This is a genomic window from Parahoeflea olei (assembly GCF_001703635.1).
GTDB lineage: Bacteria > Pseudomonadota > Alphaproteobacteria > Rhizobiales > Rhizobiaceae > Hoeflea > Hoeflea olei.
Genome location: NZ_LQZT01000042.1, coordinates 155,079 through 181,549 on the forward strand (window position 1 = coordinate 155,079; position 26,471 = coordinate 181,549).

Consider the following 26,471-nt stretch of genomic DNA (forward strand, 5'->3'; position numbering starts at 1 on the left):
CGATGTCGCAGAAATTGATCATGGGGCTTTCTGGCTTCGTTCAGCGTCGGATCCGGTCGGAGGTGGATGGGCGGCCGAGGACGGTGACGGTCGATGTCATGGCAAGGTGGGATGTCGACAACGAGAGCGGGCTGGTCATCGGATCCGAGCAGCCTGTGGATGCGTCGAGCTGCCAGATCAACACCCGCGTCGATTTCGTGGCGCCTACTTGAATCACACCGCCTTCTTGACCTCCGGAATGCCGAGGTCGACCGTGTAATCCTCGTTGTTCTGCACCTTATTCAGCAGGTCGACCGCGTCGTGAGAGTACTTGTGGAAGATCGTGTTGTTCACCTTATCTGCGCGATGATAGCGGTTGTCGGACTTCTTGATGTTGATACCGGTCTTCGTCGTTACCTTAGTGATCAGGTGGTCTGCAGCGTGCCACCCCTTGTGTCCGAGGGCCTTGCCTACCTCAGTCAGGCTGAGGCAGTGATGCGCACCTGCTGAGCTGTAGTCGTGGATGTTGGCGATACCGAAGAGCTTCGCGAAGGTCTCCGAATTCTCGACGGCTTCGTTCAGCATCTTGAAGTCTGCTTCCACCGTCATCTTAGGGATGTCGTGGCGTACGAGTTCGTAAGATCTGGCGATCAGAGATCGAAGGACCTTTGTGTTAACATGTGCCAGGGCTGGGTTAGCCGCGAAGGCGTCGAACACCCAGGAGAAATCATTCGCGACTATCATCTTCACGCGGACACTACGGTCATCCTCGGTCGGGATGACCTTCTCTCGCGGGGGCCAGCTCTCTTCAGTGAGGGAGCCGTCCCACTGCAGGATGTACACATTCGGGATGATGCCGCCCTTCTCAGGCAGAGCTTCATCGATATCAGACAGGATCGCGCGGATGTTCGGATCGCCTGCGTTGTACCCGACAAAGACCAGCGGATGTTCGTTGAAGAATGTCAGGAGCTTGGCGCTGAGGAACTTCTTGCGCTTCATGAACTCTTCGTAGTCGTCCGATGTGAAGACGATGCTGTCGTGATCGGTCACGCAACCGTGGATCTTGTATATCTCGCCGACGCAGACTTGCTGTCCCTTCAAGATCTGCTGTCCGATAATCGGCTCGTGATCCGGGAAGATCAGCTCGATCATCTGGTCGTAGTTCGTAGTGATAATCGCGTGCGGCTTGATCTTCGAGAGCACCTCGATTTCCGGCTGATATTCGCCTTTCAATCCGGCGGCATCAGGCGGCATCAGGCTCTTTAAATGCTCGGAAATCTTGAACTTGATGTACGACTGAGCGTGGACGTCGTCATTGAACAGCTCCTTCGGGAACTCGTTGTTCCCGGCTCCCCAAGCCCACTCGTGGTAGAGCCTTGCGAACTCCTGGCCAATTTTGATCGGTGACACCAACGACTGCTTGTAGAACCCCAGGCCCTTGTCGATCACAGAGCACTTGTCAGCGAGATGGGCCAGCAATTCCTCCCAATTGGGGGCGTCCATGTACCGCTTCGCCAAGCCGGAACCGATGAACAGGATCGGCTGACAGCCGAACTCGTCGACCGTGTTCGTGATGTCCTCTGTGATTTCTTCGATATAGCGCTCGTAGCGCGGCTGCTTCGTCTCGGCTGCCGCCACTTGCTCCACCATCTGATCCCCCACGACTCAGCGTCCTAAAATTGTGTCCAGATGACACCGCACACGTCGTTTTCGCAAGCGCTCGACCTCGAATCTTGCAGCATTGTCGGGTCTGCTCGTGGAGTTGACACCCAGTTGTACGAGAGCCCCCATCAAATGACAGACACAGCCATCCCTTCGAGCGAAATCCTCGAGCTGATCCGCGGGCAAGCTCGCCTCGAGGCGAAGATCGACAACTTCTTTTCGGCTCAGACGGCCATGAAAGCCGAGATGGACTCGATGAAGACCGACATCAGTGCCGTGAAGGCCGACGTCGCCGTGATCAAGAGCCAACGAACCGTGCTTTTCGCGTACGGGTCTGCGCTCGTCACCGCCGGCAGCATTGCATGGATGCTTTTCGGCGAGAAAATCAAAAAAATCTTCGGCATCTAAAGTGTGGCGGTACCTGATGCCGTCAACAAAGTGTCGGATACGGATTGAAAATCAATGCGTTGACGACTTGCGGTGGAGTCCGCCGACGCAAACCATTCCTTCAGACCGCCCGGTGAAGAGGCGGCACCTGAAGGATAGTCAATGACACAGAATTCCCCATCGACCGCAGCCGGTCAGTCTACTGCAGACACGATAGCAGCCATCCAATCCCTCGTTGCCGACGGCAAAAGCACACGCGAGATCGCCGAAATCCTCGGCATGCCGCCGCGCAGTGTCACCCGCATCCGAGTCAAGAGCAGAAGCACTGTTGAAACCACACCCGCCGTCGAGCCTGATACTCCGGCACCCAAGCCCTCCAAGACACCGAAAATCGCCAAGGCCAAGCCGACCGAGGCCGACGTACGCGAGCGGATTGCGACCGACGAGCTGACCGTCCCTTTCAGCAACTGGATCGGCCAAGGCTGGTATCGGGAAGCCGGGGAGCCGCAGGATATCTACGAGACCGACCAGGACGGCGAGCAAAGGCTCGTCGGTGTGAAACTTGATCCTGGAGTTCTCTGGCCAGATTCCTGGGATGGTCCAAAAGACATCAACGGTATCTGGATTTCGCCGAACGTCGCCGCCCCAAAACGCAGCCTGAAGCGAGGGTTCGCGCTGACCGGATCTCAGGCTCTCACTCCTGCTCATGGCCCCGCCTACATCAACATGAGGGCATTGATGCGCGCCCGCGGAATCGAAGACCTAGAAATCGGCGGTTTCACTTACGGAAAATCCCTGTTCGAGCGCAGGAAGAAGGACGTACTTGAAATCGCGCCGTGGTCTTCAATGCTTGCCGACCACGTTACCAGGAGTCGGCGTCACATTGATCCGGACACACAATTCTGCGCCGAGATGAACCTCAGGCCGACGAAGGCTAGGCCACTGACAGGCCTCAACACATACATCCGTGGCAAGACCTCGTTCTTTGCGCATCCCCGCCGAGAGATTGCGTCCGTTCCTCGTCCTCAGAGCCAGAAGCCTGTCACGATGTGGACGACTGGCGCGATCACAGTGCCGAATTACATCGGACAGGAAGCTGGACTGAAGGCGTTGGATCGCCATACCGTCGGATTCCTGATCGTAGAGATCGACCACGACGACAACGTTTTCGTCCGGAATGTAGATGCGGATCCGCACACAGGAGATCTCCGAGATCTCGAGCTGTGCGTATCGAAAGGCCGCGTTCTCACGATTGATGAGGCCATTCAGGACTACCACTTCATTGACTACGACTGGCCATGGATGCCAGTCGGTTGCACACACGTTGATGGCATCCATGTTCCTCACGCGCGTGGGCTCTGGGGATGGGGCGGAAAGCCAGCAGGTGACGTCCCGTTGATCGATCTCGTCAGAGCACGCGGCCAGAACGTCAACGATGTCTTCGATGGCCAAAGCATCAATCATCACGAAGACAAAAACCCGATATCCGTCTATCGCCGTCATGCCGAAAAACGCCAGAGCTTGACCGACGAAATCACCCGGGCTGCCAGTTTCCTGCAGGAGACGTCGAGGCCGTGGTGCAAATCTTACGTCGTCTATTCAAACCATGACGACTTCATCTATCGCTGGCTACAGCGCCCGGCGCACGAGATCGCCATCGAGAATAGCAAGCTGTGGCATCAGGCGAACTTCGAAGTCAGGGACGCAATCGACCGCGGCGTGAAGTTCGACGTCTTCGAATGGCTCCTTCGGAAAGCCGCGCCCAGCGCTCAGTTCGAAATCGTCAATGTAGACACACCGTTGGAAGCATACGGCGTGCGTTACGAATTTCATGGTGACAAGGGCGTCAACGGATCAAGAGGATCGACGGCGGGGCTGGCAAAGCTCGGCCTCAAGATCACCAAAGCCCATGACCACACGCTGTCATGGATGGATGACTGTCTAAGCCTGGGTAATCTGCTGCTACGGGCAGACTATGCGACAGGGCCGACCACCTGGTGTGGAGCATGGAGCCTTGGCCATTCCGACGGCAATCGTCAGGTCGGTTTGCTCGTAGGTGAGAAATACCGGGCCTGAGACCAGACAGGGCGGCCACAGTGCCGCCTTTTCTCTTCCCGGATCGGCTGCCGGCGTTTCCTTTTTCTCGATGTAATGTTAGAACATAACATGAACACTCGGAGACGCGCATGGCGACCAAATACATCCCGAAACCTTGGAAGTGCTCCACAGCCGAGAACTTCGAATACGATCTGAGCCGCGCTGCCGACCGGATTGTCAAAGCCACCGGGCTGACCGCCGCAGAGATCCAGCAGACTTATCCGTCAATCCGGCCATACCATCTGCGCGCCCTGGATAACGGCGAAACGCTCGGCATCCGGATGGCATTCGCGATCATCGAGACCCTCGGCGGAGACGTGGAGGTGCGGGCATGAAGTCGACCTACGCACGCGCCATGAAAGGCATCCGCATTTCCGAAGGGGGCTGGAGCAACCATCCTCGCGATCCCGGGGGAGCCACCAACTACGGCATCATCCAGACGGTCTACGATACCTTCCGCAAGTCGAAGGGGATGTCGAAGCAGTCAGTGCGCCTGATCTCGGAAGCCGAGGTCAACGAGATCTACAAGACCCAGTACGCCGACAAGATCCGCTACGACGAGCTGCCGGCCGGAATCGATTACGCGACCCTCGACGGAGCCGTGAACTCGGGTGTCTCACGCGGTGCGAAATGGCTTCAGAGCGCACTGGGTGTCAGTTCTGACGGCAAGATCGGATCCCAGACAATCACGGCTGCCGCCAAGGCCGACTCCATCGCGACCGTCAAGTCCATGTGCGCGAGGCGGATGTCCTTCCTTCGAGGCCTGTCGATCTTCTCGACCTTCGGCAGGGGTTGGACTTCCCGTGTCGCCCGGGTGGAAGCGGAATCCGTTTCGATGGCGATGGAGGCTCGCGGGATCTCCTCGAAGTCGCTGCCCATCGCCCTCCAGGCTGAGTCTGTGCGCGCAGCAGAGAAGTCGAAGAACGCCACCGCAGGGGTCGCGGGATCCGGCACTGCCGCCGCGACGTCCTCCGTGTCGACGGACTGGTCGAATCTTGCAGGGGTCGAGAGCATCCTTCTGATCGGGGCCACCGCCGCGCTCGTGGTGCTGGCTGTCTATCTCATCCATCGCTCGCGCACGCAGTCAGCTCGTGCCGAAGCCTACGCCGCGGTCGCGGCAGGAGCCACAGCATGAACCCTGCAGTCGTCGGTCTCGTTCGCCATGCCATCACTCTCATTTTTGGGATGCTCTTCGCTCAGACGAGCCTGTCGGCATCCGATGTCGAGACCCTCGCTTCCGGAGCCATCATTCTTCTGAACCTGGGCTGGTTCGCGTACGACCGTCGCGCCGACCTTCCCCGGAGGAAGCGGAAGGCGGATCCATGCTGACCTGGCTGACCTCGTCGATCGGGAATCTGGTGGCCAAGTTGGCGGCGTTCATGGCCATCGGCGTTGCGATCTACTGGAAGATCTATGCCGACGGCCGGGCTTCGGAGCGGGCGCGCCAGGTCGCCGAGAAGATGGATGCCGCACGCGAGCGGGAAAGGATTCAGGATGATGTTTCGAAGATGCCTGCTGATCGCGTTCGTGACGAGCTTCGTGGCTGGGTGCGCGACAACGGCTGACTGGTGCGCGACGAACAGGCCGATCCGGCCGACTGCGGCTGAGGTCGAGACGATGTCGGATGGGACTGCGCGGCAGCTCCTTGAGCATAATCGGACTGGTGCCAAGGTGTGCGGCTGGAAGCCGTAACGAGAAAGGCCGGGATCAATCCCCGGCCTCGCCATCTCTAACTCGCTGTTCCAGCTCGCGGTGGAAATCCCACATCGACCGCCGCCGTTCCGGTGTCTCATCCGGAGGCGGTGGATTCACCTCTCGTGCCATCCGCGCCGCGATCTTGTCGCCGAAATGCTTCTTTATCGATTTCTCGGTCACGCAAACATCTCCCGCTGCCCGGCATTCTCTCTCGCCTCGATCTCTTGAATGGACCCCTGCCGATACCAGCCCGGCTCATCCGGCTGCCGGCCGACCGCGGCTTCGGTAACGAGACGATCCTTCGCCCGGTCCCAGGAATGCCGAAGCCAGACGACGGGATCCGGCTTGCGGGTTTTCTTCGCTTTCTCGGCGATCTCGACCGCTTGCATCAACCGCCAGCCCACGAACTCCATCACAGGGACCGACATTGAATTCCCGATCCCCCGGTACCGTTCGATATCGAGAGCCGCGCGCTTGCCGACGGCGACATCGGTCCAGTTATCCGGGAATCCCTGCGCTCGCTCGCATTCCAGCGGTGTCGGGCGGCGAACGGTGCCGTCGGCGAACACCAGCACGAAATCCAACTCATTGCCCTGCCCAGCAGGCCGAGACATCCCGGCTCCGCTGGCGTTCAGCGTTCCAAGCACCGGAGGCCAGATCAGCTCTGCAGTGCCTTCCTGACTGCTTCTGGTAGCGTCTTGTTCCGACCGTCGGCGCGACGCAGGATCCCGGCCTTCGCGGTCGAACTCAGCGAGTACGCTTCCTGCGTCGACATCTCCATCGAAGCTCGCAATGAGGAAGACTCTTTCCCGGCGTTGTGGGACTTCGAAAAATTGAGAGTCAACCGTTCGCCAGCAGAGAGTGACGTCGGTAGCGCCATGGTCGTTTCTGGAAAGCACGTGACCAGCATTTGTCCAGCCGCTCCTTGGCGGGACCAGAGGATCTCCGTTCCTTCCGCCCGCGAGAGCGCCCAGAAGACATCCGAATCCGTTTGTTTTGTCACTGAGGACTCCTTTCACGTTTTCCCACACGACAAAGCGTAGGCCGTTGATTTCACGCATCCGCAGAGCGAGCTGCGCGAACGCCAAGGTCAGATTTCCGCGGTCGTCTTCGAGGCCACGCCGAAGCCCCGAGATCGAAAAAGCTTGGCACGGGCTGCCGCCTTCGAGGACGTCGACACGGCCGAGCGCGCGGAGGTCGTCGTCCGAGATCTGCGTGATATCGCCGAAATTGACGACGGAGCCGCCCGAGATCGAAGCATATTTCTTCGGAGCGAAATCCGGATCCCTCGGCAGGTATTTCGGGGCCGTCGCATTGCAGCGCGCGGCGAGCACGTGGCACTGGAACGCTGCCGGCTCGCAGTAGCCCGCGAATTCGAAGCCCAAGGGTTTCCACGCGACGCTCGCGGCCGAGATGCCTGAGAAGGTAGACAGGACGCGCATTCAGAAGTCCTCCAGTTCGGCCATCGCACGGGCCGTCGCGGATTCCCACGGTTGGATCTGGTCGCCGCGCTCGATGTCAGCGACAGCGGCTTCCAGTCGTTCGACCTGGGATGTCGTGACTTGGAGCAGCCATGGCCGATATTCCGTCGAGAACGACCACAACGAATATCTGTCGCAATCCGCGATCTCGCAGAGAACGTCGTCCGCATCGTCGCGCCCGAGAAACTCGAACTGGTCTCTCAACTGCCAGACACCGATCCTCCAGCGGCTCCGGAGAGCGGCCATCGCATCAAGAGGCGGCACCTCCGTCACGCGGGGATCCGCACACCACGTCACGCGCACGCTGCCGCCTAGCTTGTCGGCGATCTCACGCATGCGCAGAGGGTGCGGATGCCGATCGCGCACCAGTCCGGTGCAGTCGTGAGCCGTGTAAACGGGAGTCAGATGAGCCTGCTCGCCGCCGATTTCCTGCCGATACGGCCACGCCGCTGCGCGCCAGTAGGCATCCACAGCGAGGTCACGGATACGGTCGAGGGTGACGGCTGGCATTCGACGATGGGACACTGTTGCGACACCGCGCGAATACGATTTGAGCGTTATCGGCGAGATGCCGAGAGCGGCGGCGGTAGCGTCACGGTCGATGCCGTGTGACGCGAGCAGCTCTTCGGCTGCGCGGCATGCGTTGCCGATCTCGCTGTCGGTGAGGAAGTAGCGAACGCTTGGACGCGTCGTCTCCTCGATTTCGATGTCTAGTTCCATTTCAGTCTCCCGGATGTTGAGTTCGTGTTCCTCTGCAGTGCGTGGTCATCTTCGTGATTTGGCTACCGCGACCTCCCGGAAGGAGGTTTCGGCCACAGCCACGTGGCCATCGTCAGGCGGCTTCGTCGAGATCTTCGTCGTCATCGTCGTCGCTCTCGTTGACGACCGGCTCGACGTAGTCTTTCAGCTCGATCAGACCCCAGCGCTCCCCGGTGGCCGCGATCTTGTCTTCGTCGCCGCACCCGAACTGTCCGTCTGCGTAGTAGACTTCGAAAATCCGGGCCGAGAGCGGCTGGCTCCTGAGCGAAAATGTCTCGTACCAGGACTGGCGCGCTCCGATTGCGGTTCCGTACTCGGTTACCGCTGCGAGGATGGCGTGGCCCTCGCTCTTGCCCGTTCCCGACGCCGCCAGAACGCCGCTCCGTGCGCAGATCAGATGGGCTGTGTGTGCTGTTTTCATGTTCGTTCTCCTCATGCGGTTGGGTTTGGCTACCGCGACCCTCATGAGAGGGTTTCGACCGCTGCCAGGCGGTCATCGTCAGGCGGCTTTTAACTGCGCGACCTTCTCTTTGAGTTCCACGCCCTCAAGAGCAGCGATTTCTTTGAATTTAGCGACGATCGCCGCTGCCACCGTCGAGTGGTCGAAGTCGAACTCCCCCGCGACGCGAGACGCTACATATGCGTAGTTATCGCGCGCCCATTCGGCTTTATCGGCGGGGATTTCAAAGCGACGCGCAACCTGCATCGACACTTCGGCAGCGTCTACGAAGGCGAGCGTGTAGATCGGCGCGAGGTCAGAGATGCCATCGTACAGTTCGTAGGCGTCTTCCGTGACGGTAGCGCCGGCGGCGTAGCGTAGGCCCACGAGCCAGCGATTACGTTCGTCGCTGGATACGACATTCTTGAATACTGCAGTCTTCAGCAGTTCGAGCGCGGTCTGGATTTCTTCGTTCATTTCGATCTCCTTTGTTTCGGCATCTCGGCGGCCCTATGCCGTGTGCCGATGACTAATGGTGTGTCCGGATGCGGACACAAAGCAATAGCCGGAATCAAAATAATTCATTGTCAACAATTACTTAGGTTAACAACGTCTGATTTCACGAAACGCCGTTCACACATTTGTCCGTGAGTTTTACGCCGGCGAGTTCGGTCGTTTGTCGCTTTCGGCCGCCGGCGAGATCCTGGTCTCGTCAGACAAGGAGGTGTCGATATGGGAAAGAAGAAGTCGCTTTGGTCATTGCTGAATCCGTTCACCTGGATCGCCGCCGTCTTCGGGCCGCTGTTGCGGTGGCTCGGCCTGATGCCGCCCCCGCGCACGGACGGTTTCGAAAACCTCAGCACGGCCGACGTCGAAGAGGCAGCCGAGCAGGCGAAGAGAACGGAAGAAGCTATCGATGCGATCGTGCGCGACATGTCGCCTGCCGAAGTCGTGAAAGCCTACGCGTCGGCTTCCCCGGAGGATCGCGCTCTTATGGACCTGTCCGTGCTCGACGCCGAGGGTCAGGACTGGCTACAAAACCTGAGCGAAGACGACCTAACGCTGTTGGCGATGTCGACGACGGCTGGCTGTGCTCGAAGCCTCGAAGCGCGGGCTGTTAAGCCGATCTATCGGAAGCCGATCGACGAGACGGGTGAGGCCGAGATCCTGAAGATCCCGGCCCCTGTAGATGAAGAAGAGGAGAAGCGGGCGTTCGTCGCCGCGCGGTATCGTGAGCTATTCCACGCGCGCGGGGTTCCGAACTTGAATCCGAGATACGTTCCCAGCGGCACCATTCATTGAAACTGACACCCAGTCGCTCTTGATCCTGAAACCGCCCATGTCTGACATCGGGCGGTTTTTGATTTCGAAGAGCCTGATAGCGTCCCAGAGTTCGGGGACCTCGTTGAGAATCCCGCCCCAGCGCGCGGCCATCGCTTCATCAGAGAGATCGGTGCGCGGATCCATCAGGCTGCTCCACGGTCACGGTTGCGCTCGATGTGCGCCTGGCGCTGCTGAAGCGCGACCCGCAGACGGCGAACTTCGGCTTCGAGACTTGCAACGTGGCGGACGGCGCGCATTGCAACGCGGCCCAGCTCATCGGCACGACCGCGGGCTTCGACGAGTTCCGTCGCATATTTGTATGCAGCACGCTTCTCCTTGCGCTCGGCGGCGGCCTGGCGACCAGCGGCGGCTGCCTGCGACATCGTCGCGGCGATACCCATGGTGAGCAGGGCCAGCTCGCCTGCGGCTGCTCCGGCGGGGTTGCGGCTTGTGAACATCGACATACGCGGCACTCCTCTGACATCGGGATCATATCGATACATGGACCCTAATCATTTGTGAGCCCGCAATCTCCCGGAAGAGTTAAGAGAGTGCGATCGCACTCATGCAGAAGTCCGTGATATTAGCGAGGCAGCTTTCTGATAGACAGCTTGTTGCCGCGTCTTTCGTGACAGACGGTGCAGAATAGGTGCGGCTGGATGTCGGCAAGCAATGCGGCGGCACCGAGGGCGCGACGGACATCCCGGCGCTCGATGTGACCGTATCTACGGCACCGCTGACACCACCCCAGGAGCACGTACCACTCTGGGAGCTTGTCGAGGGTCGGGTAGAGGTCGTAGTCTCCGGAGCGGCGGCTGCCCTCGCTGACGGTGTAGCCGATGTCGGCAGAGGCCGTCAGGTCGATGCTACGCCGATGTTTCATCGACCACGCGCTCGTACGACGGCTTCCAGCCGCGGGCCATCCCCTTTGACATCAAGGAGGAGGCGATCCAGAGCTGATCCCGGAGGAAATCGGCGTCGGCGAGGAGATTTCGGATCGCGGCGAGTGCGTCTCCGTCGAAAGCGGAGAGTATGGACACGGCGGGATCGGGCTGGGGAGACGACTGGGTGCCAGTTTCTGCGTTGGGGATATCGAGAGCGAGCTGTCGGGACATGAGATCTCCTTAGGAATGTTATCCGCGTCAACGAATTTGTTCCTATTTTGTTCTCATTCGCAGCGATCGGAGTCAAGCGGAGTCTTCAGGATCCCATCGATACCGCTCCGGATAGCGCGCGACCTTCGCTTCCGTGATTCCAGGTTCACGGTCAACGGGATCGCGGTACAGGTCACGGGCGGTTTCGATCTCGAGCCAGAATTCGGCGTCGGTCTCACTCATGTGCCGATACCGGGCTGAACGCTCTTCCGGCGGCAGCGCGAGCCAGTCGTCGTAGCGGACGATGTCGTCGGCGGATGGATCTCCGGGGATCCAGCGCATGCGAAGCCAGTCTCGAAGGGTGTCATACTCGGGATCTCTCATGCGCGGGAGAGTAGCCGGTGAGGATGATGGCGTCGAGGTCCTTGCTTCTGGCTCCGCCGGCGACAATGATAGTCATGCGTGCTTAGCTCAGTTGGTCAGAGCGGCCGATACCATGGTGTCGGAGGGTCTGCGGTTCGAATCCAAAACGCGCCTTCTCAAAGACGTGACTGCTCAGCGTATTCGAGACGACCGCCCTGGTGGCATAACAGTGAGCAAACGATGAGGCGGCATGGAGATATCCTGCCGCCTTTTTCGTGTCTCACGCTTTGCCGTATTGGATCCGGGATTCCGACAAGTAAATGTAGAGAACGCCTTCCTCGGCGCTCATCTTTCGCACGATGTCCGTCTGCTCATCGACGTGCAAGGAAAGGAAGCGCTCATACTCGTCCGCGCGCACGGGGTCGAAGCCTTCATCCCACGGAATCCATTTCAGTCTGAGTCTTGTTTTCAGCTCGAGTTCTTCTGCTTCTGTCATTGCGCACTCCAGATTAATCGACGCCGTGGTACCCGTTCGCGCGATCGCCGTCGATCTCGAATCTTGCAGTAGGGCATGCTCGAATGGCAGCGGTATAGAAAACGGTATGGTCTGGATCGGCAACTTTGTGGACAAACGCTGATACCGCCTGATGAAATCGAAAACGGTATGAAAACGGTATAAGCCGTATGAGAGGTGAGAAGTTGCCAAGCCTTAGCTACCGAACCGCTCTGTAAGGAACTGAAATTGCTGAATAAAAATGGTGCCCGGAGGCGGATTTGAACCACCGACACGCGGATTTTCAATCCGCTGCTCTACCAACTGAGCTATCCGGGCATCGTGCCGGCCGCAAGGAGCGGCTTCGGCTGCCTGCGGTGGCGGGGTGTCCGACGCCTCAAGCGAGCGGGGTTATAGCATCTTGAAAGGCGCTGTCCAGCACCCTTTTCGGCTTTTTCACCACTGGGTGCAGAAAATGGAAACCGGGAGGCGGGCGCAGGGCGCCAGCGACCGGATCTGCCCCGTCGGAGCACGGCAAAACCGCGGGACGGCGCGGCGCGGCGGGACACCTGGCACAGAGCGGGAAAGCAGGGATCGCAGCGCAGCCGCCCGGCGAGAGGTAGCACCGTAGTACCTTCGGCGGCAGCCGGCGGCGGAGCTGTCGTGGACGAAACCGCGAGGCCGGCGAGGATAAGCAGTCTTCTGGCCGCGCTGCTGCAGCCGCCTCGTCCGCTAGCCGCGGTCGTCGGGCTCGTCGTCCTGGTTCTCTTCGATCTCGGTCACGGGAATCGCGTAGCCGCCCACCAGCCAGCGATTGAGGTCGACCGAGCGGCAGCGCTCGGAACAGAACGGATAGCTGTCGCGCGTCGACATCCGGCCGCATTCGGGGCACGGCTGTGCCTTGCGCAACGGGGTCACCTTGCCGTCGGTCATGTCTTCAGCCCTCGAGCCATTTGAAGTGGACATCGTAGCCTTCGCCGGTCAGCAGACCGACGGTTTCGTAAAGCGGCAGGCCGACCACATTGGTGTAGGAGCCGACCAGCTTCACCACGAAGGCGCCCGCCAGGCCCTGCACGGCATAGCCGCCGGCCTTGCCGCGCCACTGGCCCGAGGCGAGATAGCTCTCGATCTCCATCCGCGACAGCCGCTTGAAGCGCACCCGGGTCTCGACGATCTTCTGGCGCACGGTGCGGTCGGGCGTGACCAGGCAGACGCCGGTGAAGACCCGGTGGTTGCGGCCCGACAGCAGATAGAGCGCATTCGAGGCCTCGTCGATCAGTTCGGCCTTGGGCAGGATGCGCCGGCCCACCGCCACCACCGTGTCGGCGGCGAGGATATAGGCGTCCTTCCAGGCCGGGTCGGACCGGGTCTCGGCCAGCGCCGCTTCGGCCTTCTCGCGCGACAGCCGCCGCGCCAGCGAGCGCGGATGCTCGGAGCGCTGCGGCGTCTCGTCGAGATCCATCGGCATCAGCCGGTCGGGCGCGATGCCGGCCTGGCCGAGCAGTTCGAGCCTGCGCGGCGAACCGGAAGCAAGGATCAGTTTTTGCGATCGCGTCATGGAAGGGCCCCGCCCCGCCGCTTACTTGAAGCGGTAGGTGATGCGGCCCTTCGTCAGGTCGTAGGGTGTCATTTCGACGAGCACCTTGTCGCCGGCAAGCACGCGGATGCGGTTCTTGCGCATGCGTCCCGCGGTATGCGCAATGATCTCGTGTTCGTTTTCGAGCTTCACCCGAAAGGTTGCGTTGGGCAGCAGTTCCGTCACCACGCCCGGAAATTCAAGGACTTCTTCTTTCGCCATACAGTATCTGTCTTTCCAGTTGAAAAAGGCGGCGCAAAACGCGCGGGCCTGAAATTTTGCCGGAACCTACACAATGACAAGGCATTTGTGAACCAAATTGATTCACACGCCCGTCACGCCCCGCGACCAGGCCGTGCCCGATCCGATCTTCAGTTTAAGCATATCGCGCACCTCGCGATAGGCCTCCAATATGCGCTCGCGGGTGCCGGTGGCCACCGTCGGATCCGGCATCGGCCAGTAGATCACCTCAACGGCCTGCGTGCGCGTCAGTTCCAGCGCCCGGTGATGGGCCTCGGGCGCGAGCGTGACGACGATGTCGAAATAATCGTCCTCGAGTTCCTCGAGCGTCTGCGGCTGGCGGCTGCCGAGATCGAGCCCGATTTCCGCGAGCACCGTATCGACGAAGGGGTCGCGCTCGCCCGGCCTCACCCCGGCGGAGGCGATATAGGTGCCCTGGGGCAGCAGCGAGCGGGCGATCGCCTCGGCCATCGGCGAGCGGATCGCGTTCATGCCGCAGACGAACAGCACCGCACCGGGCGTGGCGCGGCCGGCCGCCGGGGTCTGATCCGCCATGGCGGCCCCTATCCCCGCCAGTGCAGCACGCAGACGAGCGTGAACAGCCGCCGCGCGGTGTCGAAATCCATCCTGATCTTGCCCTCCAGCCTGTCCATCAGCGTCTGCGAGCCCTCGTTGTGGATGCCGCGCCGGCCCATGTCGATGGCCTCGATCTGGCTCGGCGTCGAGGAGCGGATGGCCTCGTAATAGCTTTCGCAGATCATGAAGTAGTCCTTGACGATCCGGCGGAACGGCGTGAGCGACAGGATGTGGGTGGCCACCGGCGCATCGGCCTGGGTGGAGATGGAAAAGACGAGCTTGGAATCGATCAGCGACAGCTTGAGCTTGTAGGGGCCGCTGGAATGGCCCACCGGCGCGAAGCTGTTTTCCTCGATCAGGTCGAAAATGGCGACGGCGCGCTCATGCTCGACATCGGGCGTGGCGCGTCCGATCGTGTCATCCAGGACGACATCCGAAAGCCGGTTGGTGTCCTCCGCCGAAGTCATTCGCGCTCACGTCCCTCCTCGGGCGCCCGGCCGCGGAGATTCATCCGGATGGCGACCGAGCGCGCATGGGCATCGAGCCCCTCCGCCCTTGCAAGCGTTATGGCAGCCGGGCCGAGCGACTGCAACTGCCCGGCGTCGAGCTTCAGGATCGAGGTGCGCTTGACATAGTCGAGCACCGACAGGCCCGAGGAGAACCGGGCCGAGCGCGCCGTCGGCAGCACATGGTTGGAACCGCCGACATAATCGCCGATCACTTCCGGCGTATGCCGGCCGAGGAAGATCGCGCCGGCATTGCCGATCCGGGCGGCCAGCGCCTCGGCGTCGTCGGTGGCAATTTCCAGGTGTTCGGCGGCGATGCGGTTGGCGAGCGGAACCGCGGCGTCCCAGTCGGGCACCAGGATCACAGCGCCGAAATCGGCCCAGCTTTTGCGCGCGGTCTCGACCCGGCCCAGCGTGGAGAGCTGGCGCTCGACCGCGCCGATCACCGCCTCGCCGAAGCCCGCGTCGCGGGTCATCAGGATCGATTGCGCGCCGACATCGTGCTCGGCCTGGGCCAGCAGGTCGGCGGCAATCCAGTCGGGATCGTTGTCTGGATCGGCGATCACCAGCACCTCGGAGGGGCCGGCGATCATGTCGATGCCGACGGTGCCGAACACCTGCCGCTTGGCGGCCGCCACCCAGGCATTGCCCGGGCCCATGATCTTGGCCACAGGCCTGATGGTCTCGGTGCCATAGGCCAGGGCCGCGATCGCCTGCGCGCCGCCGATGCGGTAGATCTCGCTCACGCCGGCAATCCGGGCTGCGGCGAGCACCACCGGGTTGAGCGCGCCCTCGCGCGCGGGCACCACCATGACGATGCGGCTGACGCCCGCGACCTTGGCCGGCACCGCGTTCATCAGCACCGAACTCGGATAGCTCGCGGTGCCCCCGGGCACATAAAGCCCGACCGCTTCGATCGGGGTCCAGCGCGAGCCGAGCCCGACGCCGAGATCGTCCACGTAGTGATCGTCCTTCGGCATCTGCCGCCTGTGGTGGCTGACGATGCGGTCATGCGCGAGTTCGAGGGCGGCAATCAGCTCGGGATCGGTCGCCTCGAAGGCGGCGTCGATCTCGGCATCGGAGACCGCGAGCCCCAGGGAGCGGGTGTCGAGCCGGTCGAACCGGAGGCTATAGTCATGCAGCGCCTCGTCGCCGCGGGCGCGCACCTCGGCGATGATCGCGCGCACATCGGCCTCGACGTCTTCGGACACTTCGCGCTTGGTGGTCAGAAAGGCGGCGAAACGGCTTTCGAAATCCGGCTCCCGGTAATCAAGCCTCAGTACCAATGTCCTGCCCCCATGTCACATTCGTCCCTTCTTCACTGGTCCAGCGGGTGGCGCGGCCGGAACCGCGTTTCCCAGGCGCCGCCGATGTCGCTGAGCTGCACTTCCAGGCATTCGACCTCGAGCTGGATCACCGCATCGCCCGACAGCACCAGCTCGATCACGCCGGCCGGCGCTTCCGCGCCCGCCACGAATCGCAGCGCCAGCAGCGACAGCACCGTGTCCTTTTTCGCCAGGTCGATGCCGCGGGACCTCACGCGCTCGACCCGCTTGACCGCCAGCACCGCCCGGCGGCGCTCATAGGCCTTGTTGTCGGCGCCTTCTTCCCAGACGAACCGGTTGCCTTCAAGCGTGAATGTACGGGTATCGCCCACATAGGCGGTGTCGCCGGTCTTGAAGACGGCGTCCTGCAGGCAGGCGGAGACAACAGCCAGATCGGTTTCGTCGAGCGCGATCAGTTTCAGACTGTCCATTGCGGGTCCTTCGGGTATCCGGTGTCGGGTGCCGGAGACGCTGCTGGCGCCGGCCGGCGTGCTGCACTGCAAGGTAGGTGCGGCCGGGCCAAAGCGCAATGCACAGATGGTGGAAGCGGTTGCCGCGGCTGCGCCGGTGCGGCGCGACCGTGCGGCGACGTCCGGTCTCAATCGCTGATGCGTTCGACCACCGCGCCGCAGCGTGTCAGCTTCTCTTCCAGCCGCTCGAACCCGCGGTCGAGATGGTAGACCCGGTTGACCACGGTCTCGCCTTCGGCCGCGAGGCCTGCGATCACCAGCGACACCGAGGCGCGCAGGTCGGTCGCCATCACCGGGGCGCCACGCAGCACCGGCACGCCGGTCACGGTGGCAGTCTGGCCCGACAGCGAGATCCGGGCGCCGAGGCGAGCGAGTTCCTGGACATGCATGAAGCGGTTTTCGAAGATCGTCTCGGTGATGTGCGACACGCCGTTGGCGCGCGTCATCAGCCCCATGAATTGGGCCTGCAGGTCGGTCGGGAAGCCCGGGAACGGGTCGGTGGTCACATCCACCGGCAGAATGTCGCCGCCATTGCGGCGCACGCGGATGCCGGTGCCTTCCGGGGTGATCTCGACGCCGGTGCGGCGAATGGCGAGCAGCGCGCTTTCGAGCAGCGCCTCGGAGGAATTCTCCAGCAAAACGTCGCCGCCGGTCATCGCCACCGCCATGGCATAGGTCCCGGTCTCGATCCGGTCGGGCAGCACCCGGTGGCGTGCGCCCGAGAGCGAGGACACGCCCTCGATGGTGATCGTCGAGGTGCCGGCGCCGGAGATCTTCGCGCCCATGGCCGTGAGGCACTTGGCGAGATCGACCACCTCGGGCTCACGCGCCGCGTTTTCGATCACGGTCTCGCCCTTGGCGAGCGTGGCGGCCATCAGCATCACATGGGTGGCGCCGACCGAGACCTTGGGGAACACGTAGCGCCCGCCGGTCAGGCCGTTCGGGGCCTTCGCCAGCACATAGCCGTTTTCGATCGAGATCTCGGCGCCCAAATGCTCGAGCCCGTCGATAAAGAGATCGACCGGCCGGGTGCCGATGGCGCAACCGCCGGGCAGCGACACCTTGGCCTCGCCCATGCGCGCCAACAGCGGGCCGATCACCCAGAAGCTCGCGCGCATCTTGGAAACGAGCTCATAGGGCGCGGTGGTGTCGACGATGGTGCGGGCGGTGAAATGCACGGTGCGGGAATAGGCGCTGTCCTGGCCCTCGCGGCGGCCGGTCACGGAAATGTCGACGCCGTGATTGCCGAGGATGCGCTGCAGCTGCTCGACATCGGCGAGATGCGGCAGGTTCTCGAGCGTCAGCGTGTCGTCGGTCAAGAGCGAGGCGATCATCAGCGGCAGCGCCGCATTCTTGGCGCCGGAGATCGGAATGACGCCATTGAGCGGATTTCCGCCCACGATCCTGATGCGATCCATGCTGTCCCCTTGCGTGCCCTTGAGCTGTCTTGAGTGTATTGAAGGCCGTCGCGGCCGCGACTGCGCCCGGCCGTGGAAAATCTGCGGCGGTGTTTAGACCATCATCGCGAATGCGGCAACATGAGGACGGTCGGGCTCACTCGGGATCTCCGCCGTCGCCCGGCCGCGGCGGCGCGGCAGCCGCGGGCAGGCCTTCGGCCTCGTCGGCCCCGCCCTCGCGCCGCGCCCGCGTCTGCGCCTTGCGGCGCTGCAGGTTGGCGCGCAGCTGCTGAGCCCGCCGCTCGGCCCGCAAGGCCGCCTGGCGCGCAACTTCGGTCTGTTTTCCGGTCTCTGTCGGTTCGCTCATGGCGATTCCCGATAGCGCAAAGCGACGCACAGGTGAAGGTCGGCGTTGCGCATCGCCCCCTCCCCTGCCGCCCGGATTCCGGTTTTCCCCGTCCCCGCCGCGGCGAACAGCGCCCTGCGGGACGTGCAGAAACCCCGCTGCCCCGGGCTTGCCCAAAGGCAATTTCACGCCTGCCGCAACAATCGCCCGTTTGTGCTTGCACTCCTGTCCAAGCTGTGGCAATAGCGGGCCGCTTCAGTCGTTTACAGCCTTTCGGGACTGTCCAGGACGCGGCGGCAGCGGTTGACAGGAACATCTCTGTCCCGCCTCCCCGCCCAAACGCATCTGAAGCAGACGGGCTGCCGTAGCTCAGGGGTAGAGCACTCCCTTGGTAAGGGAGAGGTCGAGAGTTCAAATCTCTCCGGCAGCACCAGTTTTCCACACATTCCGGGAATCAATGCCTTGGGGCGAGCGCCATTGCCGGCGGCTTCCGGGAATGTGTCCGCGACGCCATTTCCATCCCTCCCGGCTCAAAAGGTTTGTCTCAGACCCATGTCCGGACTCGTTTCGCGTGCCGGGACCGGGCTTTCCTCCGGTTTGAGGGAATCAGGGCACTCTCGCTGCGCCGGATGGCGCAAGCGTCGCGACCGAGCGCCTTGCGCTTGCGACACGCGACGCCAGCGGCCTCGCGCGGCAGGCGGTCCGGCGGCCCTCCTGGACTGCCGGGCGCGGAACAGGAGGGAACGGACCTCGTCGAGTTTGATCAACGGGGAGGAGCGCTTCCGGCTCAGGCCGCCGTTCAGCCTCGAACAGCGGGCGCAGCCTCCGGGCCGAGGCGATCAGCGCCTTCGCGGTTGCGTTGTTTTTCCTGGCTCGCCATGCGCGACCTGCCCGAGGTCGGTGCCCTGATCGGGCATGACAGGGCCCTGCCCTACGGATTGGCTCTGCGCGCAAGTGCCAGGATTTTCGCGGCATGACTTCGGTCGCGGCAGTCTTGCGACACGACCCGCACGGATCGAGGCAGGCAATGGGTGTTGCGTTTCCGGCAGGCGTTCGGCCGCGCCGGTCGCGCGGCAGCGCATTCTGCCTTCATCCCCGACGCAGGCCGGAGGCGGGCAATTCCTCCGCCTCCCGTGCTCAACAAGAGCAGTCCGACAGGATCGCGAGCCCTTATCCCAGCTTCCGCTGGGCGTCGCGCACCAACGCGGCAAGACGGAAGAAACCGTGCGCCATCTTGGAATAGGGCGTCAGCACGAAGAAGGTCAGCACCGCGCCGAGATGCAGCGCAAGCAGCGGCTCCAGCGCGGGGGTGCTGCCGAGCATGTAGAGCAGCAGGCCGGACGCGCTGACCGTGAAGAGCAGCAGGATGAAGCCGAATTCGCCGCCGCGCACGTCGGGCGCCTGCAGCTCCGGCCGGCCCATGGTCTTGAGCCGCAGAAGGCCGAGCGTGCCGAGGCACAGCAGGATCCCGCCCGTCACCCCCAGGAGCTTGGGGAGCGAGAACAAGCCGTAGGGCGCAGGCATGTCGAAGGCATAGTGCATCACGGTTGCGACCGAGGTCGCCGCAAAGCACAGCAAAAAGCCGTACATCACCGCCTGATGCATGGCCCGGCGCGCATGGGAGAAGCGGTCCTCGTCCTGGAAATTGCAGCCGTCGCCGTGGCCGCCCGCCAGGTTGCGCATGGTCGCGGCCGAGCCGAAGGCGTTCTGGAGGTGCGCAAGCCGGATGCGCCCGCCGCCGATCCGCTTCCAGTAACGCCTGAGCGACACGCCCAGCGCCATCAGCGGCAGCACGAAGGCAGGCACGAAGATCGCCACCATCGCGTTGTGCGACAGGACGGCGTAGAAGCCCTCGCCGTCGCCCGGCAGGTTGCGCGCAGCAAGGAACAGCACGGCAAAGCCGGCGATCAGCGCCAGCGCCAGCATCGTGCCGGAGCGGTGGAACGCGCGGCCGAGGGCGGCCGGGAACGCCGCCTCTTCCCAGCTTTCCTGACGCAGTTCGGCCAGAACGCCGGGCAGGTTCAGGTCGAACTCGTGCGGCGCGGTGTACTGGCAGGCGGAATAGCAGTTCTGGCAGTTGTGGCAGAGATTGGCGAGCTGGACCAGGTCGGCCTCCGCAAAGGCGCGCTCCGCATGCATCGCCGGAAAGACGGCGCAATAGCCCTCGCAATAGCGGCAGGCGTTGCAGATCTGCGCCTGGCGGGCGGCTTCTTCGAGGGGATTACTGTACATGCTGTGCGGCCTCCGCGCCCGCGATGCGTCCGAAAACGGTGCCGATGCTCATGCCGAATCCGGCGAGATAGCCCTTGCCGAGGATCGATCCGGCCATGGTTTCGCCTGCCGCCCAAAGGTTCTCGATCGGCCCGCTCTCGGTCCGGCACTGGGCCTTTTCGTCGACCTTCAGCCCCAGATAGGTGAACGTGACGCCCGTGCGCAGGCTGTAGCCGTAGAACGGTGCCTCGGTGATCGGGCGGGCCCAGTTGGTCTTGGCCGGCTCGATGCCCGAGGTGGCGACGCCATCCTTTTCCATCGGCTTGAAACCCGAAGCATCGCCGCAGGCCGCGTTGAATTCTTCGACGGTCGCCATGAACGCTCCGACCGGCAGGCCCATCTTCTCGGCGAGCTCCGGCAGGCTGTCGGCCTTGATCGGCGGGAACACCGTGGGCATGAACAGATTGGCCGACTTGGCGTCAATGATCGCGTAGCCCACCTGGTCGGGCTGGGCGGCAACCAGCCGGCCCCAGATGGCATAGCGCTTGGGCCAGACATCCTCGCCCTCGTCATAGAAGCGCTGGCCGTCCTTGTTCACCACGATCGAGAACGGCACGCAATCGAGCCGGGTGACGATGCCGCCGTCATATTTGGGCGCACGACCGTCGATGGCGACCGCGTGACACTGGGTCGGATCCCCGACCGAGGACACGCCCTGGTCCAGCAAGTCGCGCAGCACGGTGCCGCGATTGTAGGGCGTGCCGCGAATCAGGAAATTGCGGGCGGGCGGACCCCAGGCATCGGCCAGCCAGTCGATATCGGCCTGGAACCCGCCGGAGGCGACGATGACCGCACGCGGCGCGATGCTGCGCCGCTCGCCGTCGAGGTCGTAATCCACCCGCGTGACGCGATTGCCGTCCAGCGCCACATGGCTCACCGGAGCGTTGTAATGCACCTCCACCCCGAGCGCTGCGGCGGTGCGATAATAGGCGTTGACCAGCGATTTGCCGCCGCCCATGAAAAAGGCGTTGGTGCGCGCCAGCGAGAGCGTACCGGACAGCGACGGCTGGAAATGGACGCCATGGGCCTCCATCCAGGGCAGGCATTCCTCCGACTGGCGGATCACCATGCGGGCAAGCGCCTCGTCGGTGCGGCCGCCGGTGACCTGCAGCAGGTCGTCGAAATATTCCTCCTCGCCGTAGCTGTCGACCAGAACGGACAAGGGGGCTTCGTGCTTGCAGCGAAAATTCCGCGTATGGCGGGAATTGCCGCCGCGATATTCCTTCGGTGCGGCCTCCAGGATGATGACCTTGGCGCCGGCCTCCGCGGCGGTGATGGCGGCGCAAAGCGCTGCGTTTCCGCCGCCGATGATTGCAATGTCGTGGCGGGTGTCTGGCTGGCCCATGCGCATGCTCCGTGGCTTCGTGCGCGCCACCCTATCGGGCGCACCGCCGATTGATAAATGCAAAAGAATGTCGGATTATGCCGCTATGCGCATCAATTTCGATTTCGCCGAACTCGAGGCCTTTCTCGTCCTGTCCGAAACCGGCTCCTTCGTTGCGGCGGCCGAGCATCTGGGCCTGTCGCAATCCGCCCTCACCCGGCGCATCCGCAAGCTCGAGCAGGCGCTGGGCACGCCGCTTTTCGACCGGACCACGCGCTCGGTGCGGATGACGCTCGCCGCCAAGCGCCTGCGCTCGCGCGCGCAATCCTTGCTCGACGAGGCGCGCGAGACGCTGCGCGAACTCAAGGACGACACCACCGAGTTCAACTTCCAGAACCGCGCCATCATCACCGTGGCGGCGGTGCCGAGCACGATCGCGCGCGTGGTCATTCCCGCGGTCGGGCTTTTCGCGGCCCGCCAGAACGAGGCGCGGGTGCGCATTCTCGATCTGCTGGCCAACGAGGTGGCGGAAGCGGTGGAGGACGGGCAGGCCGATTTCGGGGTTTCGTCCTGGGCCGCCCCGGACGGGACGCTGCTGTTTGAGCCGTTCTTCGAGGACCGTGTGGTGCTGGTGCTGCCACCCGACCATCCGCTGGCGCAGTCTTCCGGCGCGCTGAAATGGGCGGCGCTTGCCGGCCAGCGCCTGGTCCTGCCGAGCCAGGGCAGCGGCAACCGGGCGCTGATCGACCGGGCGCTCGCGCGCGAAGGCCTGTCGCTGTTCTGGAGCTACGAGGTGCCGCGCACCTCCACCGCGCTGGAACTGGTGCGCGCGGGGCTCGGCGTGGCCGCGCTGCCGCTGTCGGCGGTGCCGGTCAACGACGGGTCTGGCCTGGCGATCCGCCCGCTGCTCTCCCCAAGCGTCGAGCGCAAGATCGGGCTGGTCTTCCGGCGCAACAGCGCGATCCCACCGGCCGCGGCGCGGCTGCGCGACCTGATCGTGGCGGAGGCACGCCGGCGCACGGAAGTCTGAGCTTCTCGCGGTGCCTGTCGCACAATCACCTGTCGCGGGTTGCCAGCCGATGACGGTGAAAGCCGCGAGACGGTGCAAGCCCGCTGGTGTGGCCAGCGAAGGGCATAGAACTCAGGGCTTTCGCGACCTCATGAGCTTCGGCCCGTAGACGACGGCAAAGCCGAGGAAAGCCAGGCACCACAGCAATCCGGCGATGTCGAAGAGGACATGGCCGGGCCAGAAGCCCGCGATGAAGCGCAGCACAGTCGAGAGCATGATGGCGGCGTAGATCGCGATGGTCGCCTCGTCGGCATGGAGCGCATGACCGGTATGGCCGAGCGTGGCCCGGGTCATGACTGCAAGCGTCATGGTGCCGATCGCGCCGGCGAGCCACAGGTGCTTGGCCGCGGGCACCGGAATGAGATCCGGCCAGAGAACCGCAAGCCCCATGGCGATGGCGCCGAGCGGAACGAACAGGTAGCCGGCATGAAGGACCAGCACCAGGGGTTCAGCGCCGGTGCGGTGGCCCTGCCAGCGCGCAAGCCGGAGGAGGTGCAGACCCCCGATCAGCAGCAGGCCCGCGCCGGTGAGCCTGGCCTCGGGAAAGCCGACCCAACCCAGGAGCGCGGCGATGCTCGCCAGCAGCGTGAGCTTGTCGAAGCGCTGCATCGGCGGGGCCGGCAGGTTTGGAGATTTCTGCTGCACCAGCCAGTTGCGCGTGAACGAGGGGATGATGCGCCCGCCGATCAGGCCGATCATCATCACGGCGGCGGCAAGCGCGAGCCGCTGGCCGAGCCCGTGGGCCGGATAGCCGCCCGAGGCCTGTTCGACATGGAAGATGAGGTTCGCCAGCGTGAACACCACGAGCAGCCCGAGCACCACCAGGTTTCGCCAGTTCTTGCCCGCGACGATTTCCCTCAGGATGACCACCGAGAGCACCACGGGGAAGGCGAGATCGATACCGGCGGCCAGCCAGGCCGGCAGATGGGCGGAAAAGGCCACCGCCACCCGGCCGGCGAGCCAGAGCGCGAACAGACCGGCCAGGCGAGCGCCGACCACCGGAAGCCCCCCGGTCCAGTTCGGAACCGCGGTCAGCAGGAAGCCCGCGATGATCGCGCCGAGATAGCCGAACAGGAAGGCATGGGCGTGCCAGGAAATCGGATCGAAGCGCGAAGGCGGCGCCACGGTGCCGGTCAGCGCCAGGATCCAGATGATCATGGCGGCGCCCGCCCAGAGCGAGCCGAACAGGAAGAAGGGACGGAAGCCGTAGGAGAAGAGTGCGGGACCCTGCCAGTGGCGGATTTGGGAGGCGGAAGACATGATGGTCTCCTTTAGCGGGTTTCCGGGAGCGCCCTGTCCGCGGCCCTGTCGGCCTCGGTCATCAGCGCCCGGATGTGGCGGGCGAAGGCGTAGGTCGCGGGCACGGCAATCACCGCACCCGTGAGCAGGGCGGCAGGGGTCGAGAGCACCGGCAGGCCGATCCAGCTGCCGATCAGCGAGGCGAAGAAGGCATTGACCGCCATCGCGCCCGCGCCGAACGGGTAGAGCGCGAAGGCAATCCTGCCTGCCGGCCAGCCCCTCCGGCTCATCGCCGCGCCACCAGCCTGTGCACCGCATAAAGCGCCAGGCAAAAGAGGATCGCCGAACTCGCAAACCAGAACTCGGCGGTCGCCGACTGGGCTTGCGGAACCGGCCGGTCAAACACGCCGGCCTGAGCGACGGCCGGCATCAGCGAAAGAAGGAAAAGGGCAAGGCGCATGTCAGGTCTCCTGTGTGAGCGTGCGATAGATGTCCGGAAGTGCGCGGGTCAACCGTTCGGGATGGGGCAGCAGGGTGAAGCCACCGCGTCCGAAGATGCGGGCGAACCAGTCCTGGCCGTCCTCGTCGATGACCACGCCGTGAAGGCTCAGCCCCAGATGCCGGGCTTCGCGCACCGCCATGCGGCTGTCCTCGATGCCGTGCTGGCCCTCGTAGTGATCGAGATCGTTGGGCTTGCCGTCGGTCAGCACGATCAGCAGCTTGCGGGCCGCACCCTCGCGGGCGAGCTCGGCGCTGACATGGCGGATCGCGGCGCCGAGCCTCGTGTAGTGGCTGGGCTTGAGGCTTGCGATGTTGCCGACGACTGCCGGCCCCATCGGGGTGGAAAAGTCCTTGACGCGGGTCAGGAACACCCGGTCGCGCCGGAGCGAGGAAAAACCCCAGATGCCGAGCCGGTCGCCGGCGGCGTCGATCCCGTGGGCGAGCGCCGCCATCGCCTCGCGCGCGACATCGATCACGGCCGTGTCGCCGATGGCGGCTTCCGTTGAGCGCGACGTGTCGATCAGGAAGGCCACGGCGAGGTCCCGCTCGGTCTGGCGGGCGTCCTGCCAGATCCGGTCGCTGCCCTGGCCGGTGGCCTTGAGATCGGCCTGGGCGCAGATCAGCGCCTCGAGATCGAGCTCGCTGCCCTCGATCTGCCGCGGCCGGAGCAGCCGGCGCGGTCGGAGCGCCTCGAACTGGCGGCGCACCGCGCGGATGTAGCGCGGATCGGGCCTGAAATCGTCGGATTGCGAAGGCTCGGCCGGGGCGTCGAGCACGCGGCAATGGCCCTCCATATAGGCGCGTGCCCGGTGATTCCATTCGGGATAGACATGTTCGCCTGCAAGAGCCTCGTGGTCGGCGTCGCTGGGCGAAAGGTCGAGATGCAGCCTGAGGCGCGTGGCGGCCTTGCGGTCGTGTTTCGACAGCACGATCTTTTCCTGGTCGTCGGCGGCCTTCTGCGCGTTGTCTTCCTCGTCGTCATCGACCGAGCGGTTGATGTTCATGGATTCGACCCAGGAGAGTATGGCTTCGAAACGATGGATGATGAAGCTGTCCCGGCGGTTGGTCTGGTCCTGGTCCTTGCGCTCGCCGAACTTGCGTTTGCTCGTCGCCGCAGCGGCGGGCGCCTGCCTGGCGTCGGCAGCCTCTTCGGCAGCACTTCGACCTGCACCGGCAGTCTCGAAGCAAAGCCAGAACGGAACCGGCAAGAACGGCTGGTAGCCGCGGATCGGGGGATGGGCGGCAACAGGCGCGATCGGCTTGCCGCGCAACTGGTCGCGGACGCAGGCTTCGACCTCGGCTTCGGCACCGGATGCGGGCAGCGGCAGACGTACGCGGCTTTGCGCGGCAAGCGCCGCCATGCGGCGAAAGGCCTTTCTCAAGCCCGGACATTGCCGCAACACCAGATCGGCGCCGATGGCATTGGCGCGGATCGCGGCGAGATCATGCTCCTGCGTCGAGGGGGGAAGGCGGAGCACCCCGGCGATCACGCTGGCGGGCAGCAGCGCCGCCAGCGCGGTCAGCCAGAAATAGGCGGCACGGTTGAGGTCCCGCTCGGCGAAGCAGGCGATCGCCGGCGGCAGCCGCAGCGCTTCGCCGTCGAAGCGGGCAAGATGCTGCTGGTTCTTGTCCGTCGAGAGCTTCTGGCGAAGCCCGAGGCGGTGGCGGATCACGCTCGCGGGAGCCTCGGTGATTTCCACCGAGGCGTCCCCGCCGAGCGCGCGGAAGAGAAGGGTGAGGCTCGGGCGGACATCGCCCAGCCGAACCTCCGCATCCGGGAACGACACGCTGTCGTCGAAGCCTCTGGCAATGTCATGCCAGAGGTTGCCGAAGGTCTCTTCCGGTTCCATCAGGTCGAG

General features: G+C 63.7%; 34 protein-coding genes and 2 tRNA genes. 10 read left to right on the forward strand and 26 right to left on the reverse strand.

Going from position 1 to position 26,471, the window contains the following annotated elements; genetic code table 11:
• The first annotated feature begins 2 nt into the window (after window positions 1–2).
• Window positions 3–212 (forward strand): hypothetical protein, encoded by a 210-nt coding sequence (locus tag AWJ14_RS17520; RefSeq protein WP_066182220.1) that lies wholly within the window; start codon window positions 3–5, stop codon window positions 210–212.
• 1 nt (window position 213) lies between these two features.
• On the opposite strand, the gene AWJ14_RS17525 is transcribed toward AWJ14_RS17520, so the two are convergent.
• On the reverse strand, window positions 214–1,641 hold the full coding sequence (locus tag AWJ14_RS17525; protein ID WP_139112689.1) for an SIR2 family NAD-dependent protein deacylase: 1,428 nt from the start codon (window positions 1,639–1,641) through the stop codon (window positions 214–216).
• Window positions 1,642–1,773: 132 nt separating this feature from the next.
• Here AWJ14_RS17525 and AWJ14_RS17530 point away from each other — a divergent pair, with 132 nt between their 5' ends.
• The 6 genes from AWJ14_RS17530 (at window position 1,774) to AWJ14_RS17555 (ending at window position 5,690) form a co-directional block, all read left to right on the forward strand.
• The gene (locus AWJ14_RS17530; protein ID WP_066182229.1) at window positions 1,774–2,049 is read left to right on the forward strand and encodes a hypothetical protein; all 276 of its coding nucleotides are present in this window, start codon (window positions 1,774–1,776) and stop codon (window positions 2,047–2,049) included.
• A 141-nt stretch (window positions 2,050–2,190) separates the two neighbouring features.
• The gene (locus AWJ14_RS17535) at window positions 2,191–4,104 is read left to right on the forward strand and encodes a helix-turn-helix domain-containing protein (RefSeq protein ID WP_066182231.1); all 1,914 of its coding nucleotides are present in this window, start codon (window positions 2,191–2,193) and stop codon (window positions 4,102–4,104) included.
• Between the two features lie 110 nt (window positions 4,105–4,214).
• Entirely contained in the window at window positions 4,215–4,460 is a 246-nt protein-coding gene (locus tag AWJ14_RS17540) for a hypothetical protein (RefSeq protein WP_066182234.1), read from the forward strand.
• A complete protein-coding gene (locus AWJ14_RS17545) occupies window positions 4,457–5,260 on the forward strand; it encodes a glycoside hydrolase family 108 protein (RefSeq protein WP_066182237.1) in 804 nt (267 codons plus the stop codon). The genes AWJ14_RS17540 and AWJ14_RS17545 overlap by 4 nt, the downstream gene beginning before the upstream one ends.
• Window positions 5,257–5,454: a Pam3-gp28 family putative phage holin gene (locus tag AWJ14_RS17550; protein WP_066182240.1), complete on the forward strand. Its 198-nt coding sequence runs from the start codon at window positions 5,257–5,259 to the stop codon at window positions 5,452–5,454. Before AWJ14_RS17545 ends, AWJ14_RS17550 begins: the two co-directional genes overlap by 4 nt.
• A complete protein-coding gene (locus AWJ14_RS17555) occupies window positions 5,448–5,690 on the forward strand; it encodes a hypothetical protein (protein WP_066182243.1) in 243 nt (80 codons plus the stop codon). The genes AWJ14_RS17550 and AWJ14_RS17555 overlap by 7 nt, the downstream gene beginning before the upstream one ends.
• Before the next feature lie 142 nt (window positions 5,691–5,832).
• Here AWJ14_RS17555 and AWJ14_RS22460 read toward each other — a convergent pair whose 3' ends face one another.
• From AWJ14_RS22460 to AWJ14_RS17575, 5 genes are all read right to left on the reverse strand, one after another.
• On the reverse strand, window positions 5,833–6,000 hold the full coding sequence (locus AWJ14_RS22460; RefSeq protein WP_171904902.1) for a hypothetical protein: 168 nt from the start codon (window positions 5,998–6,000) through the stop codon (window positions 5,833–5,835).
• On the reverse strand, window positions 5,997–7,262 hold the full coding sequence (locus AWJ14_RS17560; RefSeq protein ID WP_066182246.1) for a DNA cytosine methyltransferase: 1,266 nt from the start codon (window positions 7,260–7,262) through the stop codon (window positions 5,997–5,999). Before AWJ14_RS17560 ends, AWJ14_RS22460 begins: the two co-directional genes overlap by 4 nt.
• The gene (locus AWJ14_RS17565) at window positions 7,263–8,021 is read right to left on the reverse strand and encodes a hypothetical protein (protein ID WP_066182250.1); all 759 of its coding nucleotides are present in this window, start codon (window positions 8,019–8,021) and stop codon (window positions 7,263–7,265) included. It abuts the gene before it with no gap.
• 112 nt (window positions 8,022–8,133) lie between these two features.
• A complete protein-coding gene (locus AWJ14_RS17570) occupies window positions 8,134–8,481 on the reverse strand; it encodes a hypothetical protein (protein ID WP_066182253.1) in 348 nt (115 codons plus the stop codon).
• A 78-nt stretch (window positions 8,482–8,559) separates the two neighbouring features.
• Window positions 8,560–8,976 carry a hypothetical protein gene (locus AWJ14_RS17575; RefSeq protein WP_066182256.1) on the reverse strand — a complete coding sequence of 139 codons (417 nt, stop codon included), beginning with the start codon at window positions 8,974–8,976 and terminating at the stop codon, window positions 8,560–8,562.
• A 255-nt stretch (window positions 8,977–9,231) separates the two neighbouring features.
• On the opposite strand from AWJ14_RS17575, the gene AWJ14_RS17580 reads away from it, so the two are divergent.
• Entirely contained in the window at window positions 9,232–9,801 is a 570-nt protein-coding gene (locus tag AWJ14_RS17580; RefSeq protein WP_066182259.1) for a hypothetical protein, read from the forward strand.
• Window positions 9,802–9,965: 164 nt separating this feature from the next.
• Here the strand turns inward: AWJ14_RS17580 and AWJ14_RS17585 are convergent, their stop codons facing one another.
• The 14 genes from AWJ14_RS17585 to AWJ14_RS17655 form a co-directional block, all read right to left on the reverse strand.
• Complete coding sequence (locus AWJ14_RS17585) at window positions 9,966–10,286, reverse strand: hypothetical protein (RefSeq protein ID WP_066182262.1); 321 nt, start codon at window positions 10,284–10,286, stop codon at window positions 9,966–9,968.
• Between the two features lie 402 nt (window positions 10,287–10,688).
• Window positions 10,689–10,937, reverse strand: a complete 249-nt coding sequence (locus tag AWJ14_RS17595) for a hypothetical protein (RefSeq protein ID WP_245304348.1) — start codon at window positions 10,935–10,937, stop codon at window positions 10,689–10,691.
• 72 nt (window positions 10,938–11,009) lie between these two features.
• Window positions 11,010–11,258 carry a hypothetical protein gene (locus tag AWJ14_RS17600; protein WP_066182267.1) on the reverse strand — a complete coding sequence of 83 codons (249 nt, stop codon included), beginning with the start codon at window positions 11,256–11,258 and terminating at the stop codon, window positions 11,010–11,012.
• A gap of 301 nt (window positions 11,259–11,559) precedes the next feature.
• Window positions 11,560–11,775: a hypothetical protein gene (locus AWJ14_RS17605; protein ID WP_066182271.1), complete on the reverse strand. Its 216-nt coding sequence runs from the start codon at window positions 11,773–11,775 to the stop codon at window positions 11,560–11,562.
• Between the two features lie 260 nt (window positions 11,776–12,035).
• Window positions 12,036–12,111: transfer RNA gene (locus AWJ14_RS17610), tRNA-Phe, on the reverse strand.
• 393 nt (window positions 12,112–12,504) lie between these two features.
• A complete protein-coding gene (gene yacG, locus AWJ14_RS17615; RefSeq protein WP_066182274.1) occupies window positions 12,505–12,705 on the reverse strand; it encodes a DNA gyrase inhibitor YacG in 201 nt (66 codons plus the stop codon).
• 4 nt (window positions 12,706–12,709) lie between these two features.
• On the reverse strand, window positions 12,710–13,330 hold the full coding sequence (locus AWJ14_RS17620; RefSeq protein WP_066182279.1) for a Maf-like protein: 621 nt from the start codon (window positions 13,328–13,330) through the stop codon (window positions 12,710–12,712).
• 21 nt (window positions 13,331–13,351) lie between these two features.
• Complete coding sequence (gene infA, locus AWJ14_RS17625) at window positions 13,352–13,570, reverse strand: translation initiation factor IF-1 (protein ID WP_004435948.1); 219 nt, start codon at window positions 13,568–13,570, stop codon at window positions 13,352–13,354.
• A gap of 102 nt (window positions 13,571–13,672) precedes the next feature.
• On the reverse strand, window positions 13,673–14,143 hold the full coding sequence (locus AWJ14_RS17630) for an arsenate-mycothiol transferase ArsC (RefSeq protein WP_066182285.1): 471 nt from the start codon (window positions 14,141–14,143) through the stop codon (window positions 13,673–13,675).
• Window positions 14,144–14,151: 8 nt separating this feature from the next.
• Window positions 14,152–14,631 carry a UPF0262 family protein gene (locus tag AWJ14_RS17635; protein ID WP_066182287.1) on the reverse strand — a complete coding sequence of 160 codons (480 nt, stop codon included), beginning with the start codon at window positions 14,629–14,631 and terminating at the stop codon, window positions 14,152–14,154.
• Window positions 14,628–15,956: a histidinol dehydrogenase gene (gene hisD, locus AWJ14_RS17640; protein WP_066182290.1), complete on the reverse strand. Its 1,329-nt coding sequence runs from the start codon at window positions 15,954–15,956 to the stop codon at window positions 14,628–14,630. The genes AWJ14_RS17635 and hisD overlap by 4 nt, the downstream gene beginning before the upstream one ends.
• Window positions 15,957–15,988: 32 nt before the next feature.
• The gene (locus tag AWJ14_RS17645) at window positions 15,989–16,426 is read right to left on the reverse strand and encodes a DUF2948 family protein (RefSeq protein ID WP_066182292.1); all 438 of its coding nucleotides are present in this window, start codon (window positions 16,424–16,426) and stop codon (window positions 15,989–15,991) included.
• A 167-nt stretch (window positions 16,427–16,593) separates the two neighbouring features.
• The gene (murA, locus tag AWJ14_RS17650; protein ID WP_066182295.1) at window positions 16,594–17,883 is read right to left on the reverse strand and encodes a UDP-N-acetylglucosamine 1-carboxyvinyltransferase; all 1,290 of its coding nucleotides are present in this window, start codon (window positions 17,881–17,883) and stop codon (window positions 16,594–16,596) included.
• Between the two features lie 136 nt (window positions 17,884–18,019).
• Window positions 18,020–18,229, reverse strand: a complete 210-nt coding sequence (locus tag AWJ14_RS17655; RefSeq protein WP_066182298.1) for a hypothetical protein — start codon at window positions 18,227–18,229, stop codon at window positions 18,020–18,022.
• A gap of 337 nt (window positions 18,230–18,566) precedes the next feature.
• Between AWJ14_RS17655 and AWJ14_RS17660 the strand changes: the two genes are divergently transcribed.
• A tRNA-Thr gene (locus tag AWJ14_RS17660) sits at window positions 18,567–18,641 on the forward strand.
• A gap of 737 nt (window positions 18,642–19,378) precedes the next feature.
• Here the strand turns inward: AWJ14_RS17660 and tcuB are convergent.
• Both tcuB and tcuA read right to left on the reverse strand, forming a co-directional pair.
• Window positions 19,379–20,440 carry a tricarballylate utilization 4Fe-4S protein TcuB gene (tcuB, locus tag AWJ14_RS17665; RefSeq protein ID WP_066182301.1) on the reverse strand — a complete coding sequence of 354 codons (1,062 nt, stop codon included), beginning with the start codon at window positions 20,438–20,440 and terminating at the stop codon, window positions 19,379–19,381.
• A complete protein-coding gene (tcuA, locus tag AWJ14_RS17670; protein ID WP_066182306.1) occupies window positions 20,430–21,824 on the reverse strand; it encodes an FAD-dependent tricarballylate dehydrogenase TcuA in 1,395 nt (464 codons plus the stop codon). The genes tcuB and tcuA overlap by 11 nt, the downstream gene beginning before the upstream one ends.
• A gap of 67 nt (window positions 21,825–21,891) precedes the next feature.
• Here tcuA and AWJ14_RS17675 point away from each other — a divergent pair, with 67 nt between their 5' ends.
• Complete coding sequence (locus AWJ14_RS17675) at window positions 21,892–22,833, forward strand: LysR family transcriptional regulator (protein WP_171904903.1); 942 nt, start codon at window positions 21,892–21,894, stop codon at window positions 22,831–22,833.
• Between the two features lie 111 nt (window positions 22,834–22,944).
• Here the strand turns inward: AWJ14_RS17675 and AWJ14_RS17680 are convergent, their stop codons facing one another.
• The 4 genes from AWJ14_RS17680 to AWJ14_RS17695 form a co-directional block, all read right to left on the reverse strand.
• Window positions 22,945–24,132: an NnrS family protein gene (locus AWJ14_RS17680; protein WP_066182310.1), complete on the reverse strand. Its 1,188-nt coding sequence runs from the start codon at window positions 24,130–24,132 to the stop codon at window positions 22,945–22,947.
• Window positions 24,133–24,143: 11 nt separating this feature from the next.
• On the reverse strand, window positions 24,144–24,401 hold the full coding sequence (locus AWJ14_RS17685; RefSeq protein WP_066182312.1) for an NnrT protein: 258 nt from the start codon (window positions 24,399–24,401) through the stop codon (window positions 24,144–24,146).
• Complete coding sequence (locus AWJ14_RS17690; RefSeq protein ID WP_066182316.1) at window positions 24,398–24,571, reverse strand: protein NnrT; 174 nt, start codon at window positions 24,569–24,571, stop codon at window positions 24,398–24,400. The genes AWJ14_RS17685 and AWJ14_RS17690 overlap by 4 nt, the downstream gene beginning before the upstream one ends.
• Before the next feature lies 1 nt (window position 24,572).
• Window positions 24,573–26,471 (reverse strand): nitric oxide reductase activation protein NorD (locus AWJ14_RS17695; RefSeq protein WP_066182752.1); only part of this gene is annotated, 1,899 nt, incomplete at its 5' end.